The following is a 17,974-nucleotide window of genomic DNA, read 5'->3' as shown; positions in this document are numbered from 1 at the left end:
GCCTCCGGATCCGAAACAGACGCCGCATAACGCCGCTCATATCCCGACGCATCAACATGCGCCTTGCCAGACAATTCCGAAGACGGAGGATAGGTGGTAGCAGACATGGTTTCTCCCAAAGTTGTTTGATTGAATCGCTGATAGAAAGCCTATGGACCTACCAGCACGCAAGCAACCGCGACGAAGGGCGAAACGTGATGTTTACTTGAGCCGCACAACACATAAACGACACCAAGCCGATCCAGAGAGCGATAGAATAACCTACGTCCGACCTGACGTCAGATCGCCAAATATTCGGCGCGCAGATTGTCGTTTTCCAGAACCTCTTCGGCAGTGCCGTCAAAGACAATGGAGCCAGTGTCGAGGATTACAGCGCGATCAGCCAATTGTAGCGCGCGAATGGCGTTTTGTTCAACGATGATGGTCGTCATGCCTTGGCTCTTGATGAGGCGAAGCGTTTTTTCGATCTCGTCGACGATCACCGGGGCAAGGCCCTCATAGGGTTCGTCAAGCAGCAGAACCTTGAGGTCGCGGGCAAGAGCACGGGCGATGGCAAGCATCTGCTGTTCGCCACCCGAAAGCGTCACGCCTTCCTGCTTGCGGCGTTCACCAAGGCGGGGAAATAGTTCGTACAGACGCTCAAGTGACCAACCGATCGGCGGCGCAATCTGGGCCAGCTGCAGGTTCTCTTCAACCGTCAGTCCGGGAATGATTCTACGGTCTTCGGGCACAAGACCCAGGCCTGCGGTTGCGGCTTCGTGGCTGGCCATTTTGTGCAGCGGCTGATGATCCAGCCAGATCTCGCCTTTCTGCACCTGCGGCGATGCGAGCCGCGCGATGCCGCGCAGCGTGGTTGTCTTGCCCGCACCATTGCGTCCCAGCAGCGCAAGGATTTCGCCCTCATGCACATTGAAGGTGATACCCTGCACGATATAGCTTTCGCCGTAATAAGCGTGCATATCCCATACAGACAGAAAGGCGGGGGCGGTTTCGGCCTTGTTTCCGTGTTTGGAAAAATCGGGTTTGACGTTCATTTCTGTCTCCTCCTGTCCCGGGCTTGACCCGGGACCTTGCGGCTAGAGGCCCCGGGTCAAGCCCGGGGCGGGTGTCAATGTGCCTCGCCGAGATAGGCTTCACGTACCTTCGGATGGCCCTTGATCTTGTCCGGCGTATCCTCGACCAGCGGCGTGCCCTGAGCCAGCACCGTGATCCGGTCGGCAAGCGAAAATACCACATGCATGTCATGTTCAATGATCGCCATGGTGATGTTGCGCGTTTCCTTGATCTCCTTAAGCAGATCGATCGTGTTGTTGGTATCGGCGCGCGCCATCCCGGCGGTGGGTTCGTCCAGCAGCAAAAGGCGCGGCTCTTGCACCAGACACATTGCCATTTCCAGCCGCCGCTTGTCGCCGCGTGACATCGAGGCGGTCTGCATGTGGCGCTTGTCGATCATATTCACGTCGATCAACATTTGTTCCGCTTTTTCGACGAGATCATGTTCACGGTTGACGCTTTCAAAGGCGTGTAGGCGAAAGGACCCGTCACGCCGCGCGAAACAGGGGATCATCATGTTTTCAAGAACGGTGAGGTCCCCGAAAATTTCCGGTGTCTGGAACACCCGACTGATGCCCATCTGGTTGATCTCATAAGGCTTGCGGCCCAGCACCGACTGGCCGTCGAACATCACCGATCCCGAGTCGGGGATCAGCTTGCCGACAAGACAGTTGAGCAGGGTGGACTTGCCGGCACCATTCGGCCCGATGATGGCGTGGACGCTGTTCTGCGCGACCGAGAGGTTCACATCCCCCAGCGCCTGAAGGCCACCGAAGCGTTTGCCGACGTCTTTGACTTCAAGAATTCCCATCTTTCAGCGCTCCTTATTCCGCGGGTTTCATATCGGCGGATTTGGGGTCCTTCGCAGGTTTGCGCCGGAACAAGCGCCCGATGCGCTGACCGCCCTCGACAAGCCCGCCGGGCAGGAACGTCACCACCAGCATGAACAGCAGGCCCAGCGTCAGATGCCAGCTTTTGCCGACGAAGAAATGCGACACGAAGATGATCGCGTTTTCCATTCCGTCAGGCATGAAGCCGAACCAGCCATGAAGCACGCTGTCGTTGATTTTCGAGAAGATGTTCTCGAAATACTTGATAAAGCCCGCGCCCAGAACCGGTCCGATGAGGGTTCCGGCACCACCCAGGATGGTCATCAGAACGACCTCGCCTGACGCTGTCCACTGCATGCGCTCGGCACCTGCCAGCGGGTCCATCGAGGCCAGAAGCCCGCCCGCCAGCCCGGCATACATGCCGGAGATTACGAAGGCGGCCAGCGTGTAGGGGCGGGTGTTGAGGCCGGTATAGTGCATCCGCTGTTGGTTGGATTTCACCGCTCGCAGCATCAACCCGAACGGCGAGCGGAAAATGCGGACCGACAGGTAAAAGGCCAGCAGAAGGAACGCAGCGCACAGATAATACCCGGTGTTGAACTGAAAGAGCCAGGGGCCGATTTCCCAGGTGAACGTCTCGCGCATCTCAAAGCCCGGCAGCAGGTTGGTGACGGGAATGCCGCCATCTGAGGTTGCGGATTGGCCAAAGATCCGCGGATCGCTCAGCGTCAGTTGCAGGCCGGTTTCACCATTGGTGATCGGCGTCAGCACCGAATAGGCAAGGTTGAACGACATTTGCGCAAAGGCCAGCGTGAGGATCGAGAAATAGATGCCCGACCGGCGCAGACTGATATAGCCGATCAGCAGCGCGAACAGTCCTGCGACAATGATCGACAACGCGATGGCCGGCAGCACGTTCATGCCCAGAAGTTTGAACATCCACACGGCTGAATAGCTGCCCACCCCCAGAAATGCGGCATGTCCGAAAGAGAGATACCCGGTCAGCCCGAACAGGATATTGAACCCGATGGCGAAAATCCCGAAGATCGCGAAGCGCTGCATCAAGTCCGGATAGCCTGCGTTGAACTGCGCCAGCGAAGACGCCTCGGGGAAAGGGTTGAGGATGAAAGGTGCGCCAAGCGCGAGGACGGCCACGACAATCAGCAGCGTGGTGTCTTTGGTGTTCAGTCCGAGCATGGCTTAGTCCTCCATCACGCCTTTGCGGCCCATCAGGCCTCGGGGGCGCGTCAGCAGAATGATGATGGCGACAAGATAAATGATGATCTGGTCGATGCCGGGAAGGATCGACTTGATCTCGTTCATCGAGGCAAAGCTCTCCAGGATGCCCAGCAGGAACCCGGCCAGCACAGCACCGGGCAGCGAGCCCATGCCACCGACGACAACCACCACGAAGCTGAGCACCAGAAAATCCATCCCCATATGGTAATTGGGCGAGTTGATCGGTGCGTACATCACACCCGCCAACCCCGCCACCGCCGCGGCAAGGCCGAACATGATGGTGAATTTCTTGTCGATGTTGATGCCCAGAAGGCCTACAGTCTCGCGGTCGGCCATGCCTGCGCGGACGACCATCCCGAAGGTGGTGAATTGCAGGAAGGCAAAGACGGCACCGATGATCACGGCGGCAAAGGCGAAATAGACAAGTCGCCAATAGGGATAGATGATCACATTGGGATCAAAGCCCAGCAGCACACCAAAGTCGAAAGAGCCACGAAACACGTCCGGCGCGCCGGTCTGGATCGGGTTCGCACCATAGAAATACTTGATCAGTTCCTGCAACACGATCGCAAGGCCGAAGGTTACTAGAATCTGGTCGGCATGAGGGCGCTTGTAGAAATGCTTGATCAACCCGCGCTCCATGATGAAACCGATAGCGATCATGATCGGAATGGCGAAAATAATGGCAATCGGAACGGACCATTCGATGATCGAAGCGCCGGTTTCGGGGCCAAACCAACTGTGGACATAGGGAGTTTTTACAACCAGAGGATTGCCAAGAAAGTCGGTCTGGCTTGGATCAATCGTCTCGTAGCTGAGGTTCAGGATGCGCTGCACGGTCACGGCGCAAAACGCCCCGATCATGAACAGCGCGCCATGGGCGAAGTTCACGACACCAAGCGTGCCGAAGATCAATGTCAGTCCCAGCGCGATCAGCGCATAGGCCGAGCCCTTGTCGAGCCCGTTCAGGATTTGCAGGATGATTGCGTCCATCGCCCAACCCTTTGATTTTTATGGAATAGGCCCCGGATCACGTCCGGGGCGAAAAGTCCGACCGCGCAGGGGGCGCGCCGCCGGACCGGATGCCGTCAGATCAAGCGCCGGGGTTGCAAGAACCCAGCTGTCCACCAGCAAACATCGGATGGTCGGGGGCGTATTCTACCTGGGCGCGCGGAGTGATTTCCACGATTTCCAGAAGGTCGAATTCCGATGTCGGGTTGTCTTTGCCCTTCACAACCAGCACGTCTTTGAAGCATTGGTGATCATCGGCACGGTACAGCGTCGGACCATTGCCCAGCCCGTCAAATTCGAACCCTTCGAGGGCCTCGACGACAGCGCAGGGGTTGAACGATCCGGCGCGGGTCACGGCATCTGCATAAAGCAGGGTCTGCACATAGCAGGTATGTGCGGCCTGACTCGGCGGGAAGCCGTATTTGGTGCCGAAGGACTTGACGAATGCTTTGGAGGCATCGTCCTGCAACGACCAGTGCCAGTTTGTCGATCCGAAAATGCCCTTGACGTTCTCGCCTGCGCCGCGCGCCATCAGGCGCGAGTAGAGCGGAACAACGATCTCGAAATTCTTGCCATTTACCTGCTTGTCACGAAGGCCGAACTGCACGGCGTTGGTCAGCGAGTTGACCATGTTGCCGCCATAGTGGTTCAGGACCAAAACATCGGCACCAGAGTTCAGAACCGGGGCGATATAGGACGAGAAGTCCGTCGCAGCCAGTGGCGTCAGCACGTTGTTGACGGTTTCCCAGCCCATGGCTTCGGTTGCGGCGGCGATTGATTCCTGCTGCGTCCAGCCCCAAGTGTAGTCGGCAGTCAGGTGATACGCCTTGCGGTCGTTGCCGTACATTTTAGACAGGACCGGAGCCAGAGCCGCGGCCGACATGTAGGCATTGAAGAAGTGACGGAACCCGTTGGCCTTCTTGTCCTTGCCGGTCGTGTCATTGGAATGCGTCAGGCCGGACATGAAGATCACGCCAGCCTCTTGGCACAGCCCTTGCACCGCCACGGCCACACCGGAGGACGAACCGCCGGTTATCATGATGGCGCCTTCCTTTTCGATCATCGCTTTTGCCGATGCGCGGGCAGCGTCGGATTTGGTCTGGGTATCTCCGGTGACGTATTCGACCTTGCGACCCAGAATGCCGGTGCCGTCCAGAGCCTGAGACGAGAAGGTGGGCAGCATGCCGCCGTCGCCACCGCCATTCAGGTGCTCTACCGCGAGTTCATAGGCGCGAAGCTCGTCTGCGCCCTCGTCGGCATAGGGGCCGGTCTGGGGCACGTTGAAACCCAGCGTGACCGAGGAATCGCCGGGCGCGTTGGTAAATCCGCTATGGCTGGCCGCCGATAGATAGGTCGGCAGCGCCAGACCCGCGCCTGCAACCGCTCCGGTCTGAAGCACGCCACGGCGTGTCAGGTTGGTCTTGGACATAAAATCCTCCCGATTTTCTGAAATGTGCCGCAGGGCTCCTCCTCCGCTACGGCACTGCACTTTTGTGCTAAGACAATAGTGGATAGGGCAAGAAAACTTCGCAACAACTGCTTCATGCGTATGGATATTTTTGTCAAAAAATGAACAAAGTCGGAATGCGATTTGTAAAGAATATTATTTTGCACCGCAGAAAGCTGTTGAATTCGGAGGGAAAAGCACATGGCGCGCGACACGTTGACAGGTAGCCGAATTCGCGAACGCCGGGTTATGGCGGGGATGAAGCAGTCCGATCTGGCACGTTTTGCGGGTATTTCGCCATCTTACCTCAACCTGATTGAACATAACCGCCGCAGAATCGGCGGAAAATTGCTGGTTGCCATTTCGCATGTCCTGAAGGTCGAACCGTCCCTTTTGACCCAAGGGGCTGAGGCCACATTGATCGCCACGCTGCGCGAGGCGGCGCAGGATCGCGGGCGGGGCGAGGATGGCAGCGCGGGGCCGCCGCCGCCCGAGACCGCGTTGCTGGAAGAATTTGCGGGGCGGTTTCCGGGCTGGGCGTGGCTGTTGGCCGACAGCCAGCGCCGGATGGATGCGCTGGAACGGACTGTCGAGAGCCTGACCGACCGGATGACGCATGATCCGCATCTTGCCGCCTCGTTGCATGAAATGCTCTCAACGGTAACCGCGATCCGCTCTACTGCCGCCATCCTTGCCGAACCGGGCGAGATCGAGCCGGAATGGCGCGACCGGTTCCACCGCAACCTGAACGAAGACAGCAGGCGGTTGGCGGACAGTTCTCAGGCGCTGGTTCGGTATCTGGAAACTGTTGACGACGTTTCGGCCGATCTGGGATCGCCTCAGGAAGAGGTGGACGCCTTTCTGGACAGTCACGGCTGGAATTTCGCCACGCTGGAAGAAGGTGGGTCGATTGACGATGTTCTCAAGGACAGCGATCTGGGACCGGTTTCGCTGTACCTGCTGGAACAGGTGCTGTCGCGCTATGCCGAAGATGCCGCCGCGCTGCCGATGAGCCGTTTGATTGACGCGCTAAACGAGGTCGGACCGGATCCGCTGGCCCTGTCGCTGCGTGTGCGTGTCGATCCGGCACGCGTGATGCGCAGACTTGCGGCGCTGCCCGCTTCCGCCGGGGCTGGTTGGTTTGGTCTGGCCGCTTGCGATGCGTCGGGCACTTTGATTTTTCGCAAGGCGTTGAAGGATTTTCCACTGCCACGTTACGGCGCGGCCTGCGCATTGTGGCCGCTGTTCACCGCGTTGTCGCGACCCAATGTCGTGCTGACGCAGGAACTGGAGCAGACAGGCCGTGACCCGGCACATTTCCGTGCCTATGCCGTGGCGCAGCCGGTGGGCACGCCGCAACTGAACCGTGACCCGATGCTGGTGGCGCATATGTTGTTGGTGCCGCAAGAGGCCGCAGACGTCGCTGACGACCCACTGCGCGTCGGGGTCAGCTGCCGGATCTGTCCGCGGACCGAATGTGAGGGGCGCCGCGAACCCTCGATCCTGGCCGAGAGCTTTTGACACGGACCGCCAGATCAGGCTTATAGTATGTCCATGACAGGCATTCAAAAAGCCTGCATGCCACTGGAGGGGAGACCGGGATGGCGAAGAAGGTCCTGCTGATAGAGGATGAACCGAATATCATCGAGGCGATCAGCTTTATCCTGTCGCGCGATGGCTGGCAGGTGGACACGCATTCCAATGGTCACGACGCCACTGAGGTGGTGCGGGAAAAGATGCCTGACGTGCTGATCTTGGATGTGATGCTGCCCGGACGGTCGGGCTATGACATTCTGCGCGATCTGCGCTCTGGTGGTGGCACCGAAACCTTGCCGATCCTGATGCTGACCGCGCGCGGTCAAAACAAAGACCGCGAAATGGCCGAAAAATACGGTGCCAACCGTTTTATGACCAAACCGTTTGCGAATTCCGAGGTGCTGGAGGCGGTGCGCAATTTGGTGGGCGTATGACCAATTCCGCAGACGAGCCGGTCGGACCACGCCCGACGATCTTTGTTGAAAAGCAGACCTACCGCATGCGCCGGATCATGGATGCCGCGCGACTGGTTCCGCTGCTGGGGGTGGTGTTGTTTGCCATTCCGCTGCTTTGGCCGAGGGGACCGGATATGGGGATCATGACGTCGCGGACCATCCTGTACCTCTTTGGCGTCTGGGTGGTGTTGATCCTTGTGACCATGCGCCTGTCGTATGTGCTGCGCAGCCTTCCACCCGCCGACCGCAGCACGGATCGCGGCGGAGCGCTGTGATATGGGCGCTCTCAACGCGCTGATCGCGGTTTGCTTGTCCTACGTCGCGCTGCTGTTCCTTGTCGCGTTCTTTGCCGAACGGTCGGCGATGCGTGGGCGCGGTGGCTGGCTGCGCTCGCCGCTTGTCTACACGCTGTCATTGTCGATCTACTGTACGGCCTGGACGTTTTACGGTGCCGTGGGCTACGCGGCGCGCTCGGGACTTGAATATCTGACGATCTATATCGGACCGTCATTGGTCATGGTGGGCTGGTGGTGGATCCTGCGCAAGCTGGTGCGGATCGGGCGCAGCCAGCGCATCACCTCTGTGGCCGACCTGATTTCGTCGCGCTTTGGCAAATCCAACCTGCTGGCGGTTTGCGTCACCATCCTCGCCGTGATCAGCGCCACGCCCTATATCGCGTTGCAATTGCAATCGGTCACGCTGTCATTCGCGGTCTTCGCAGAAGCTGGGGGTGGCGGTCAGACGGTTTATACCGGTGAAAGCACGGCGTTGTGGGTCGCGATGGGCCTGTCGCTGTTTACCGTCGTTTTCGGGACACGAAACCTTGATGCGAACGAGCGTCATCACGGCGTCGTTATGGCCATCGCGGTCGAGGCGGTGGTCAAGCTTTTCGCGCTGCTCGCGGTGGGCGTGTTTGTCGTTTGGGGCATCTCTGGCGGCGTGTCCGAGACGCTGAACCGGATCGACGCGTCTCAATTGGGGCAATGGCAGGTCAATGGTGGCCGCTGGGCCGGTCTGATCATGCTGTCAGCGGCGGCATTTCTGTGCCTGCCACGGATGTTTCAGGTGCTGGTCGTGGAAAACGACGACGAGGGGCATCTGCGCACGGCCTCTTGGGCGTTCCCGCTATACGTCATGTTGATGAGCCTGTTCGTGGTGCCGATTGCCGTGGTGGGGCTGGACCTGCTGCCCGAGGGTTCCAACCCGGACCTCTTCGTGCTGACTGTGCCGCTCAGCCAAGGGCAACAGGGGCTGGCGATGCTGTCCTTTCTTGGCGGCTTCTCATCCGCCACGTCGATGGTGATTGTCGCGGCGATTGCCCTGTCCACGATGGTGTCGAACCATATCGTCATGCCGATCTTCCTGCGCATGACCGGTGGCAGTGCCAGTGTCTCGGGGGACGTGCGTCACGTCGTTTTGCTGTCGCGCCGCGTGTCAATCACGGCGGTGGTCATGCTGGGCTACATCTATTACCGCCTGACTGGCGGCGGCGAGGCACTTGCGGCGATCGGTCTGGTCTCTTTTGCCGGTGTTGCGCAGGTGCTGCCCGCCATGCTTGGCGGCATCTTCTGGCGCGGGGCCACGCGGCTGGGGGCGTTGGCGGGGCTGAGCGTCGGCTTTGTGATCTGGCTTTACGCGCTGTTCCTGCCAAGCTTTGGTCCGGGCTTCATCTTGTCTGAAGCGGCACTGCTCAACGGACCCTTCGGCATCGACTGGTTGCGGCCCCAGGCGCTGTTCGGCATTGCCGGGATGGATCCGTTGGTCCATGCGCTTTTGTGGAGCATGATGCTGAATTCCGTGGCGTTCTTTACGGTGTCGGTGATGACGTTTCCATCGCCGTTGGAGCGATTGCAGGGCGCGCAATTCGTCAATGTGTTTCAGCATTCCGGCGGCCCGCGCAGTTGGTCGGGCGGTGTCGCGCAAAGCGAAGACCTGATGATCATGGCGCAGCGCATTCTGGGTGCCGCCGAGGCGCGCGCGCTGTTTCAGCGCGAGGCGGCGCGGCAAGGGCTGCGCGGGGATTTGCCCGAACCCAGCCCGGATTTTCTGGAAAACCTCGAGCGCGAATTGTCCGGCTCTGTCGGGGGGGCCACCGCACATGCGATGGTGGGTCAGATCGTCGGGGGCATGTCGGTTTCGGTCGAGGATCTGATGGCCGTGGCCGATGAGACCGCGCAGATGATGGAATATTCCAACCGGCTGGAGGCACAATCGCGCGAAGTGACCCGCACGGCGCGGCAATTGCGTGAAGCCAACAGTAAACTGACACGGCTGTCGGTGCAAAAGGACGCGTTTCTCAGCCAGATCAGCCACGAGTTGCGCACGCCGATGACGTCGATCCGGGCGTTTTCAGAGATCCTGCGCGACAGCGACGGGTTGAGCGGGAATGAATTGAACAAATACGCCTCGATCATCCATGACGAGGCGCTGCGTCTGACGCGCCTTCTGGACGATCTTCTGGATCTCAGCGTGTTGGAAAACGGGCAGGTCAATCTGAACCTGCGCCACGGACATCTTGGCGACCTGCTTGATCGGTCCGTCGCAGCCGCGGCCGCAAGCGATGACGGACGCAGGCTGCGCCTGACCCGCGATACGGCGACAGAGGCTTTGTCGCTGCACACTGATCTTGATCGCCTCAGTCAGGTTTTCATCAATCTCATTGCCAATGCCCGAAAATATTGCGACGCCGATCAGCCTACGCTGGAGATTCGGGTGACCGACCACGGCGATCTGCTTTGGGTAGATTTCGTGGATAACGGATCGGGCATTTCCACAGACGCGCAAGACGTAATTTTCGAGAAATTCGCACGCATCGGCGAGCCACGGGTCGGCGGAGCAGGTCTGGGGCTCGCGATCAGCCGACAGATCATGCAAAGACTGGGTGGCGAGATCACTTATCTGCGCGGAGAAAGCGGTGCGGCCTTTCGCGTCAGCCTGCCGCGTGCGGCGATGGCGGCGCAATAATCTGCCTTCCATAAGGTATTGGTAACCAAATCCGCCCATAACCAAGGGCAACGTCCCCCAAAACATGTCCGAGGATATGACAGGTCAGGTAGTCAACGAAGTACTCAGCAAGAAGGCGAACGCAGCCCGGCGTGAGCAGGAGGCGCGCGTTCTGTCGCCTGCCCGTGCCCTGCGGCGTGCGCTGTCGCGCAGTGCGGACGCGCTTTGGGGGCTGGCGATTGTCGCAGACGGGATGCAGCAGGAAACGCTGGTTCTGGATGTTTGTCTTGACGGCGTGCCGCACGACGCGCTGGTGATGGTGCTGGACGGTCTCGACGGTGTGACCGGTGCCGTTGTTCTGGACCGGGCCACTGTGCGTTCAGTGATCGAGGTTCAGACGCTTGGGCGCGTCACCAGCCAGCCGCTTGATCAACGCCCGCTTACACAGACGGATGCCGCGATGTGTGCGCCGTTGCTTGATGCAATGCTTGGGCGGTTGAGCGCGAATCTCGAAGGCCATCCGGCACAGGGCGAATATACCGGCTATCGATTCGGTGCGATGGTTGAGGATACGCGCGCGCTTGGCGTTCTGATGGACGCGGCCGAGTTTCATTCCTTCCTTGTATCGGTCGAAATCGGGGACGGTTTGCGGCGCGGTGAGATTTTGTTGATCCTTCCGGTCCTGCCCAAGCCAGAACCTGCGACAAGGCCAGACCCGCCGCGTGATCCGTTATCCGCCAAGAATGCCGGGCGCATGCAAATGGTGGAGGCGCGGATTGAGGCGGTGCTGTCGAGAATTCGGATGCCGCTGTCTGCCGCGAGCCGATTGAAGCCCGGTAATCTTCTGCCGCTGCCAGAGAACGTTTTGAACCAGGTCGAGCTGTCAGCAGGGGGCGTCCACATCGCCAATGGCTGTCGCTTGGGGCAGATGGGTGGTTTCCGGGCGGTCCGCGTAACCTTCCCGGCTTCGTCGAAAACCACTGGCCCTCGGGTGGAGGCGGAGACAGAGCAGGTGAAAGCAGTGAAGAATCCCGCTAAGGCAATGGCAATCGCGTCCCCGAAGCCGGTTGTCGACGAGCCGGTCGATATTCCGGATCTGCCCGAAATCCCCGGCATTGACGATTTTTCCGACCTGTCATCTGATCCTGGTGCCGAGCTTAATATTGATGATGATCTTTTGACTCTGAATTAACGTAGCGAGAGGCATCCGAAACCCAATCAGCCAAGGTTGTATCGCGCGCCGTTTGTCAGCGGGAAATTCAAGAGCGGCTCGCTAGATGCAGAACGTAGAAGAGGCCTGAAGCGCTGTCATCGCAACGCTGTCATCGCAACAGTGACGCGCGAACTGTGTTAGCCACGCTCCACCATCGCATTCAATGTCGGTTTCAGCCCGTCAATCGCATAGCCCGCGCGGTTTGCTGTCGCCAAAATCTCGTCCACCGGTATTTTGCCCGCCTGTCCAAGCGCCCAGATCACAGTGCATCTGGTTCCCGAGGCGCAATAGGCCAGAACCGGGCCATCGGCACTGTCAACAAGCGCCTGCTGTGCGGCGATATTGTCGGGCGTCATGGTTTGATGGGTCAGGGGCAGGGCGGCAAAATCAATGCCCGCCGCGCGCACCGCCACCTCGATTGCCTTGACCTGATGCGACAGCGGCACTTCGCTATCCGGACGATTGCAAATGACGCGGACGATGCCCGCATCCGCAATCGCCTGCGCGTCCTCGGCATTGATCTGTGGCGAGACGTTATAACGGGGTGTGATCTGTCGCATGTCCATTTCCAACGCTTACTCGGGCTGCGCGACTCTGTCCAGACGTGCCCGCAGCATTGGTGCCAGCCACATACCCGTCAGCATCGCCGCCACGAAAACCAGACCTCCGGGACCGGCATAGCTGAGCGAGGCGATCGCCGGGCCGGGGCACAGCCCCGCCAAGCCCCAGCCGATCCCGAACAGCACAGACCCCAACACCAGATTGCGCCCCAGCTTTGCGTCTGGTGGCGCGGGAAAGCTGCCTCCGGTGACGGGCTTGCGAGTGACGCGTGTCAGTTGCCAAGCGATCGCCATCGGAATGATCGCACCGCCCATCACAAAGGCCAGCGTCGGATCCCAATTGCCGAACACGTCCAGCCAGCCCTGAACCTTGGTTGTGTCCGTCATGCCAGAGAGGAAAAGCCCGGATCCGAACAAGCTTCCCGCGATTAGTGCGACGATCAAACGACCCATGTTAGATCACCCCCAGAATATGACGGAACAGCACAACGCTTAGCCCGCCCGCCAGAATGTAGAACACCGTGGCGACCATGCCGCGCAGCGACAGCCGTGAGATACCGCAGACCCCGTGCCCCGAGGTGCAGCCATTGGCGATGCGCGTACCAACGCCGACGAAAAGCCCCGCAGCAACGAGCACCAGCATATTGTCGGTGATATGGGTATCGACCCCTCCGAAGAGGGGCGTCAGCAGAATGGGCAACACAAGAACGCCCGCCAGAAAGACGATACGCTCTGCTGCGGTCGCATGGCCGGAGCCGTCCACCAGTCCGCCGATGATGCCGCTCGCCCCCATGATCCGGCCATTGCCGATCAGATAGGCGGCCCCACCAAGCCCGATCAACATGCCGCCGATCAGGCCCATGATCCAATCCATTTCCATAAGTGTTTCCTACTGTCAGGCCGGGTGGAGAACGATCCGTTCCGCCACCCCTAAGCTTCAGAGTTTGTTGACGGGCACTTTAAGAAAGACGTCGCCTTTCTCGTCCGGTTCGGGCATTTTCCCGGCCCGCATGTTGACTTGCAGGGACGGGATGATCAGCTTGGGCATCGCCAGTGACGCATCGCGGCTGTCGCGCATCGCCACGAACTCTTCGGCTGATTTGCCTTCGCCGATATGCACATTCAGCGCTTTTTGCTCGGCGACGGTGGTTTCCCATTCGTATTCATCACGGCCCGGTGCCTTGTAGTCATGTCCCACGAAGATGCGCGTCGCGTCCGGAAGCGCCAGGATTTTCTGGATCGAATTATATAGCGTCTCGGACGAGCCGCCGGGAAAGTCGCAGCGCGCCGTGCCGAAATCCGGCATGAACAGCGTGTCGCCGACAAATGCCGCATCGCCTATGACATAGGTCAGGCAGGCAGGGGTGTGGCCGGGCGTGTGCATGACATCGCCGCGCATCTGACCGATGTGAAAGCTGTCACCGTCTTTGAACAGCGCGTCAAACTGGCTGCCATCGCGCTGAAACTCGGTGCCTTCGTTGAACACCTTCCCGAACGTATCCTGAACCACGGTGATCCGGTCGCCGATGCCGATCTTGCCGCCAAGTTTGTTCTGGATGTAGGGTGCGGCAGACAGGTGATCGGCATGAACATGGCTTTCCAGCAGCCACTGGACCTCGTAGCCCTTGTCCTGAACGAATTTGATGATCGCGTCCGCTGACCGGGTATCGGTGCGACCCGAGGAATACTCGAAATCCAGCACCGAATCGACGATCGCGCAAGAGGTGCCCTTGGGATCGCGGACGACGTAGGAAATGGTATTTGTGGCTTCGTCGAAGAAGCCTGTGACGTCTGGTGACATGGCGTATACCTCCGTTTGTTCCGAACATATACGCTTTAATGAATATGTTTCAACCCCCAATCCCTTGACGTGCATCAAAGACCGGCAATCACGTTTATGGTAGGTTATTGCTGCTTTGAAGAACGGCCGCATGACAACCCGTATACATCATGGCGCTAAATGGAACTATCAAAGGCGCGATGCCCTTTGTCTGGTAGGCGGGTTTGCAAGGGCATGCGTATGGCCCGGTTTCCTGTCGGCTTTGTCCCGCGCAAAGGGATGAACGATGAAAAGATCACCGGCATTCCGGATCTCGCCGTGAAATAAATGGTTAAACATCCCGGATGCCCCCGCGATCCCGATGCTAACCTTACGAAAGGGAAAGAGATGTCCGAGAACCCGAAACGCCAGGTTGAAAGCCTTGTGGAACAGATTTTGGCCAGTGACGACATGCACCGCGACTGGCTTATGCACCGGCTGCAAGAGGCGGCTGCGGCAATAGAAAACCTGGGCGAAGAAGTGCCGGCTGATGCCCGGAAACTGCTGCAAGGGGCGGACGAGGACGCCGATGACGCAGAATTCGAGAACTTTCCGGTCTAAGCCGCCTGCCTGAAGGACTTGCCTTGACCTGTCATCAGTCTGTTAATGTTTGTCAAACCGTTAGGTTTGCGAAAGGTTAGCAAGACGGCTGTTCAGGCCGCAGCGAAGAGGCAAGTGATGGCAGAAGTGGTGCAGTGTTCCGTGCATGAAGGCGTGGCCGTCGTCAGCATCAACCACCCGCCGGTCAACGCGCTTGCCTGGCAAGTGCGGGACAGTCTGTTGACCGCGCTTGAATGTGCCGAGATGGACTCGGAAGTGCGCGCCATTCTAATCGCCGGCGCGGGAAAGACCTTTCCCGCCGGGGCCGACATCGCGGAATTTGACATGCCCCGCAAAGAGCCTTGGCTTCCGCAAATTTGCACACAGATAGAAATGTGCCGGAAACCAGTGGTGGCGGAACTGCATGGAACGGTGCTGGGCGGCGGGTTCGAACTGGCCCTTGCCTGTCATTACCGTATCGGGTTGCGGTCTACCCGTGTAGGGTTGCCAGAGGTAAAGCTCGGCCTTATTCCCGGCGCGGGCGGCACCCAACGCACACCCCGGCTGGTGGGGGCGAAAGTGGCGCTCGACATGATCCTGTCCGGGCGCATGTTGCCCTTGGATCAGGCACCCTATCGTATTTTCGCCGACAGGCTGGTTGTCGAACCAGAGGATCTGCGCGCCGCCGCGTTGGAATTTTGCCACGAAGCGGTCTCAAAAGGGCCCCGTCCAAGCTGTGAGCGGCGCGAAGGCTTTGCTGATCCGGTCGCAACACAGTTGGAACTGACCAAAAGGGCTGCGGATGAAGCTGATGGGCCCGAAAATGCTCGACGCGAAGCGGTGGCCGCCGTCGAGGCCGCGTTTCTGCTGCCCTTTGACGCGGGCTGTGCGTTTGAGGAAGCCGCGTTTGCCGATCTTGTCGCCTCGGATCAGTCAAAAGCGTTGCGACATGCGTTTTTTGCCGAGCGTCGCGCCGCCAAGGTGGCGCAGTCGGTTGACCCACACCCGTCCCAGATCAAAACTCTCGCTATCCTGGGCGGGGGGATGCTCGCGTCGCAACTCGCCGTGGCGGCGCTGAATGCCGGCTTGGCCGTTCGTTGGGGGATTGCGGATTCGGACAGGCGCATAGCCGCTTGGACTGATGTCGAAGACAGCCTTGAAGACGCGGTCAGCGCAGGGGATCTGACCAAACAGGTCGCAAACGATGCTCTGAAACGGCTGATCTGCGGCACCATGCCGGACATGATCAAGAACGCGGATTTCGTCATACGCGCAGCCGAAGGCCTGCAACGTTCGGATATGGCGGAGGATGTCGTTTGCGCGATTGCAGTGGCGGAAAATGTCGATCAGATCGGTCTGCGTTTCGCGCGCCCCGCACATCTGTCGCGTCTGGTTGAGGTGATTGAAGGCCCGCGCGCCAGACCCGACCAACTGGAATCTGCAATTGCGCTGGTCAAACGTTTGGGTAAACAGCCCGTGCATGTCCGCTCATCCGGCGAAACGATTGGCGGACGGATGATGGCGGCGCTACATAGAGCGGCGGACGCGTTGGTTGATCTCGGTGCCAGCCCCTATGACATAGATGATGCGCTGACCAAATGGGGGCTCGAATTGCCACCCTTCCTGCAACGCGATGCGACGGGTTTGCGAATTGTGGGCCGGGTGGAACGCCGCGAAGGAGGCATGAATTGGTCGGCTGTCCTTGCGCAAGCCGGACGGACGGGCAGGGCATCCCGGCAGGGCTTTTACAGCTATCTCGGCGATGCAGCGACGCCTGTTCATGACGACAAGGCGTTGACGTTGTTCGACAAGCACCGTGCCGATACGAACGGCGTTAAAAAAACCGATATTGTGCCACTGATCCTTGGCGCGATGGTGAATGAAGGCGCACGATTGGTCGATGAACACGTCGCAGCGTGTGCGTCAGATATCGACGTCGTCATGATGACGGGCCACCAGTTCCCGCGCTGGCGTGGCGGTCCGATGAAAGCGGCCGAACTGCACGGGCTGTTCCGCGTCGCCCGTACGATGCAGGGGGCCAACCATCCGGATAAGGCGCTCTGGGTGCCGCATCCGCGATTGGCCGCACTTGTGCGCAATGGTGAAGGGATCGAGGCGCTGACGAACTGAAACGATGCTCAGCCCAGAAAAATGCCGACGATCACGATCATCAGGCCGATGACTGACAGGAAAAGCGCACCAAGGTTCAGCGGCATCACCGCCCGCACGGCGTTGCGCAGGTCTTCATCGCTGAGGTCGGCGCGGCGCGCCCTTGCAACCTTGATGATCGACCAGACCAGCCCGATCAGCCCCAAAAGCGAAATCGCGGCACCCGCCCAGATCAAACCGTCCATTGCATGCCCTTTCGCAGCCTTTCGTCGCGCTCGGCGATAATTCAAACACTGCGCCACTGCAACCACTTGAAGGGCGGGGGACGTGGCGCTAGGAAATGGCCAGATCGGCAGGAGAGCAGAGCATGGACGACGACAGCTACCGCGTGACTGCGGGCGGATTGTGCCAATTCATCCGCCGATGCGAACACCTTGCGCCAGCAAACAAGTCATCACCGAGCAGAAAAAAGTAGTCATGACCGCAACAAAGGACCGCGGTTATAAATACCACCACTAATCTGTCGTGTGAGTGAGTACACAAAGGCCTAGCAGGAAGCACCGTATTCTGTCGTGTATTCCAGAGAGCCAATCCATCCCAAAAATAGAAATGAGGCAATGATGAGTGATTACGAAGAAGCACCAGACTCCTACAAGGTAACTGCCAGTGAGTTGCGCCAGTTCGTCGAACGCATTGAGCGGCTTGATCAGGAGAAAGCCGACCTCGCCGAGCAGCAAAAAGAGGTATTCTCAGAACTAAAAGGACGTGGCTACGACGTAAAGGTGGTGCGCACCCTTATTAGGCTTCGCAAACGGGACAAAGACGACATCGCTGAGGAAGAAGCAGTCCTTGAGATGTACAAAGAAGCGCTTGGAATGTCGTAATTCACCGTTAACCTACTGAATTTTAATGGTATTATATAAGTCGTTGTGCAGGTGTCAAAAACGCTTGTGCAGCGACCGTTTTGTCGGGAAAAAACACAAGGTTTATTGCTGTGAAGTGTACAGTGCTCCCTTAGGAGAGGGAATCTCCTAAGCGTATGATCTCAAATGATTTATTTTGATCCAAGCTGTTCCACCGCCGTTGGACATGCTAATATTATACTAATATTCAATAGGTTAGCTGTATGCGCCGTCCCCGTCCCATTGATTTCTGCGGTTCCGTTGCACTGAGCCAACGGCGAGTTTCGTTCTGAGTATTCAGAAGGAGACGACGATGG

The 17,974-nt window shown here is 59.0% G+C and carries 18 protein-coding genes; 8 read left to right on the top strand and 10 right to left on the bottom strand.

The genetic code is table 11. The annotated features are described in order from the left end of the window. Positions 1-278: 278 nt before the first annotated feature. The 5 genes from B8991_RS20235 to B8991_RS20215 form a co-directional block, all read right to left on the bottom strand. The gene (locus tag B8991_RS20235) at positions 279-1,034 is read right to left on the bottom strand and encodes an ABC transporter ATP-binding protein (RefSeq protein WP_084355098.1); all 756 of its coding nucleotides are present in this window, start codon (positions 1,032-1,034) and stop codon (positions 279-281) included. A 74-nt stretch (positions 1,035-1,108) separates the two neighbouring features. Further along, positions 1,109-1,864, bottom strand: a complete 756-nt coding sequence (locus tag B8991_RS20230) for an ABC transporter ATP-binding protein (protein WP_084355097.1) — start codon at positions 1,862-1,864, stop codon at positions 1,109-1,111. 13 nt (positions 1,865-1,877) lie between these two features. Further along, a complete protein-coding gene (locus B8991_RS20225) occupies positions 1,878-3,080 on the bottom strand; it encodes a branched-chain amino acid ABC transporter permease (RefSeq protein WP_084355096.1) in 1,203 nt (400 codons plus the stop codon). A gap of 3 nt (positions 3,081-3,083) precedes the next feature. Next, a complete protein-coding gene (locus tag B8991_RS20220) occupies positions 3,084-4,115 on the bottom strand; it encodes a branched-chain amino acid ABC transporter permease (protein WP_084355095.1) in 1,032 nt (343 codons plus the stop codon). 100 nt (positions 4,116-4,215) lie between these two features. After that, positions 4,216-5,562 carry a substrate-binding protein gene (locus B8991_RS20215; protein WP_084355094.1) on the bottom strand — a complete coding sequence of 449 codons (1,347 nt, stop codon included), beginning with the start codon at positions 5,560-5,562 and terminating at the stop codon, positions 4,216-4,218. 219 nt (positions 5,563-5,781) lie between these two features. Between B8991_RS20215 and B8991_RS20210 the strand changes: the two genes are divergently transcribed. The 5 genes from B8991_RS20210 (at position 5,782) to B8991_RS20190 (ending at position 11,706) form a co-directional block, all read left to right on the top strand. Continuing rightward, on the top strand, positions 5,782-7,101 hold the full coding sequence (locus B8991_RS20210) for a helix-turn-helix domain-containing protein (protein WP_084355093.1): 1,320 nt from the start codon (positions 5,782-5,784) through the stop codon (positions 7,099-7,101). Between the two features lie 80 nt (positions 7,102-7,181). Then, positions 7,182-7,550, top strand: a complete 369-nt coding sequence (locus tag B8991_RS20205; protein ID WP_084355092.1) for a response regulator transcription factor — start codon at positions 7,182-7,184, stop codon at positions 7,548-7,550. After that, positions 7,547-7,846, top strand: a complete 300-nt coding sequence (locus B8991_RS20200; protein ID WP_084355091.1) for a hypothetical protein — start codon at positions 7,547-7,549, stop codon at positions 7,844-7,846. The genes B8991_RS20205 and B8991_RS20200 overlap by 4 nt, the downstream gene beginning before the upstream one ends. A 1-nt stretch (position 7,847) precedes the next feature. Continuing rightward, the gene (locus B8991_RS20195) at positions 7,848-10,535 is read left to right on the top strand and encodes an ATP-binding protein (protein ID WP_084355090.1); all 2,688 of its coding nucleotides are present in this window, start codon (positions 7,848-7,850) and stop codon (positions 10,533-10,535) included. A 64-nt stretch (positions 10,536-10,599) separates the two neighbouring features. Next, positions 10,600-11,706 (top strand): flagellar motor switch protein FliM, encoded by a 1,107-nt coding sequence (locus tag B8991_RS20190; protein WP_084355089.1) that lies wholly within the window; start codon positions 10,600-10,602, stop codon positions 11,704-11,706. Positions 11,707-11,864: 158 nt separating this feature from the next. On the opposite strand, the gene B8991_RS20185 is transcribed toward B8991_RS20190, so the two are convergent. Genes B8991_RS20185 through B8991_RS20170 form a run of 4 tightly spaced genes read right to left on the bottom strand, consistent with a single transcriptional unit; the run spans position 11,865 to position 14,088 of the window. Further along, a complete protein-coding gene (locus B8991_RS20185; protein WP_084355088.1) occupies positions 11,865-12,293 on the bottom strand; it encodes a protein tyrosine phosphatase family protein in 429 nt (142 codons plus the stop codon). Between the two features lie 9 nt (positions 12,294-12,302). Further along, positions 12,303-12,740, bottom strand: a complete 438-nt coding sequence (locus tag B8991_RS20180; RefSeq protein WP_084355087.1) for a DUF6691 family protein — start codon at positions 12,738-12,740, stop codon at positions 12,303-12,305. Between the two features lies 1 nt (position 12,741). Continuing rightward, on the bottom strand, positions 12,742-13,167 hold the full coding sequence (locus tag B8991_RS20175) for a YeeE/YedE family protein (protein WP_084355086.1): 426 nt from the start codon (positions 13,165-13,167) through the stop codon (positions 12,742-12,744). 57 nt (positions 13,168-13,224) lie between these two features. Then, positions 13,225-14,088, bottom strand: coding sequence for an MBL fold metallo-hydrolase (locus B8991_RS20170; protein WP_084355085.1), 864 nt, complete (start codon positions 14,086-14,088; stop codon positions 13,225-13,227). A gap of 366 nt (positions 14,089-14,454) precedes the next feature. On the opposite strand from B8991_RS20170, the gene B8991_RS20165 reads away from it, so the two are divergent. Further along, a complete protein-coding gene (locus B8991_RS20165; RefSeq protein ID WP_084355084.1) occupies positions 14,455-14,667 on the top strand; it encodes a hypothetical protein in 213 nt (70 codons plus the stop codon). Between the two features lie 117 nt (positions 14,668-14,784). Beyond that, positions 14,785-16,776, top strand: coding sequence for an enoyl-CoA hydratase-related protein (locus tag B8991_RS20160; protein WP_179141564.1), 1,992 nt, complete (start codon positions 14,785-14,787; stop codon positions 16,774-16,776). A gap of 8 nt (positions 16,777-16,784) precedes the next feature. On the opposite strand, the gene B8991_RS20155 is transcribed toward B8991_RS20160, so the two are convergent. Beyond that, entirely contained in the window at positions 16,785-17,000 is a 216-nt protein-coding gene (locus tag B8991_RS20155; RefSeq protein ID WP_084355082.1) for a hypothetical protein, read from the bottom strand. Between the two features lie 375 nt (positions 17,001-17,375). On the opposite strand from B8991_RS20155, the gene B8991_RS20150 reads away from it, so the two are divergent. Further along, positions 17,376-17,639, top strand: a complete 264-nt coding sequence (locus tag B8991_RS20150; protein WP_084355081.1) for a DUF2312 domain-containing protein — start codon at positions 17,376-17,378, stop codon at positions 17,637-17,639. The last annotated feature ends 335 nt before the right edge of the window (positions 17,640-17,974 follow it).

This window comes from Primorskyibacter flagellatus, from assembly GCF_900176485.1.
Lineage (GTDB): Bacteria > Pseudomonadota > Alphaproteobacteria > Rhodobacterales > Rhodobacteraceae > Primorskyibacter > Primorskyibacter flagellatus.
This window is presented reverse-complemented; position numbering and strand designations above follow the sequence as displayed.